The sequence below is a fragment of the Geminicoccus flavidas genome (assembly GCF_009806515.1).
Lineage (GTDB): Bacteria > Pseudomonadota > Alphaproteobacteria > Geminicoccales > Geminicoccaceae > Geminicoccus > Geminicoccus flavidus.
Map to the genome: position 1 here is coordinate 1 of NZ_WUJP01000934.1, position 2122 is coordinate 2122.

At 68.1% G+C, this 2122-nt stretch carries 3 protein-coding genes; 1 reads left to right on the top strand and 2 read right to left on the bottom strand.

Annotation, left to right across the window (positions count from 1 at the left end):
• Positions 1 to 412, top strand: a 412-nt coding sequence (locus EQG76_RS26820; RefSeq protein ID WP_159717987.1) for a Tim44 domain-containing protein, incomplete at its 5' end; no start/stop codon positions are given.
• Positions 413 to 432: 20 nt separating this feature from the next.
• On the opposite strand, the gene EQG76_RS26825 is transcribed toward EQG76_RS26820, so the two are convergent.
• Positions 433 to 1356 carry a sulfotransferase domain-containing protein gene (locus tag EQG76_RS26825; protein WP_159717989.1) on the bottom strand — a complete coding sequence of 308 codons (924 nt, stop codon included), beginning with the start codon at positions 1354 to 1356 and terminating at the stop codon, positions 433 to 435.
• Between the two features lie 128 nt (positions 1357 to 1484).
• Positions 1485 to 2122 (bottom strand): histidine phosphatase family protein (locus EQG76_RS26830; protein WP_235031582.1); only part of this gene is annotated, 638 nt, incomplete at its 5' end.

A 2122-nucleotide genomic window follows, 5' to 3' on the forward strand; every position in this document is an offset into this window, starting at 1 on the left:
TGACGAGATCGGCATCACGACGGCCGACTACACCGCGTTCGAGAACGGCCTGCGGACCGTGCAGACCGCCTATGGCCGGGAGGACCAGGCGGCCCTGCGTGGCGCCGTCACGCCCGAGATGTTCGGCTACTTCGTCGAGGAACTGGAGGCGAACCGCGCGCAGGGCCGGGTGAACCGGCTGGCGGATGTCAGCCTGCTGCAGGGCGATCTCGCCGAGGCCTGGCGGGAAGGCGGGACCGACTATGCCACCGTGGCCATGCGTTACAGCATGAAGGACTGGACGGAGGACCGCGCCAGCGGTGCCGTGGTAGCGGGCGATCCGGAGCGGCCGGAGCAGATCACCGAGCTTTGGACCTTCACCCGCCCGCGGGGCGGCGAGTGGGTGCTCTCGGCGATCCAGCAGGCCGGCTGACGGCCCCGGCCGGCCGCTTCCTAGCGGCCGGCCGGCACTGCCTGCTCGCCCGTGGCCAGCCAGCGGGCGCAGTCCGGGCCGAGTTCACGCAGGGCGATCGCCTCGTAGCGCTGGCAGTCAGCCGTGCTGAGCGTGTCCCGCCAGCGCCCGTTGCTGCCCTTGTGGACGAAGGTCCGGGCACCGCCCTCCCAGAAGATGCCGCCGGCCGGCGCGCTCTGCTCGGCATGGGCCTTCATGTGCGCGAAGCCGCAATGCTCCACGATCCGTGGAAAGTCCTGCTCGTCAATCGGGATGTCCAAGAAGGCCGCGATCCGCCGGATCTGGCCCGGCAGGTCGGCCTTCAGCTCGTTGAAGTGCAGGAGCATCAGGTTAGGCAGGTGGCGGATCTCCCACCAGCTCCGGATGTTTTCCCAGAACGGCCACAATGGATAGCCGTCGCCGTCCAGCCATTGCCGGAAATACCTCCGGACATCATCGGGCGGCGGCTCGATCGGCGGCCCGACCCGCCCCGGCGTGTCGTTCAGCGCCTGATACCACAGCGCGTTGGCATGGGCGTGATGGTTGTAGAGGCTCCAGACCACATCACGCCCGTCACGGCCGATATAGAGATACTTGGCCGTCGGGGAATAGACCAGCGCATCCACCGGCAGATGGGTCTTCAGGAAGCGCCGGTGGCGCTGTGCCATCACCGCCGGCAGCTTGACCTCGCGGGGCGGCACCCGCAGGTCCAGCCAGGGCGAGATCGCGGCCACCTCGACCTCCGGTGACCCGCGGAACAGGAGCTGGCCGATGATCTGCTGCGTCCAGGTGGTGCCGGACTTCGCATAAGTGGCGATGACGATGTCGTCGTCACGGAAGTCGAGCGCTTCCCAGATGGTCGAATCCATGTGGTGGTTGTGCAGGTCGCGCTGCTTTCGCGGCCAATGATGCGCCGGATCGGCCATGTTCGATGCTGCCCCGTTCGCCCGGCCGCGCCTCCTGCCGCCCGGTTGCCTGGGCAGCATATGCGTCAGGAACTGGCTGGCCCGGGGTGACGCAGATCACCGTAAGGGGCGATCCGGCGGGTGGGCGATCAGCCGTCGATGGGCTGCCAGCCATGGAGGAGCCGGCTGGCGTCGACGTCGAAGGAAAAATAATATCCGCCATTGCCGGGCGGCTGGTCCTCGCTGCGGCTGATCGGGCAGCGCTTGAGGTAGCAGAGCAGGAGCGCGCCTACGGCACCATGCGCGACGATCGCGATGTCGCCGTCCGGGCGGGGCGTCAGGATGCGCGTCATTGCCTGGACGATCCTGGTCTGGGCGTCCACCGCCCGCTCCCAGCCGCGTACGCTCTCCTCTGGGCGGGCGAAGAACGCATCGGCAGTGGCCTCGAACTCGGCCTTGGGCAAGAAGCCCGTGGTCGAGCGGTCGTTCTCGCCGAGCTCTGCCATGGTGTGGTGAGGAATGCGGAGGCCCCGGCTGAGGATCTCCGCACCCTCGACCGCCTTGCGTTCCTGGCTGGACCAGACGGCGCGCAGGTCTGCCATCCAGGGCAGAGCCAGGGCCTGCTCCATCCGCTTCCGGCCCCGTTCGGACAGGGACCAGTCCGGCACCCGGACGTCCGGCTCGATGCGGACGTCCGGGTGGGTGATGAAGCGGAAGACGCTCAATAGACGACCACCGAGCGGATCGACTTGCCCTGGTGCATGAGGTCGAAGGCGTCGTTGATGTC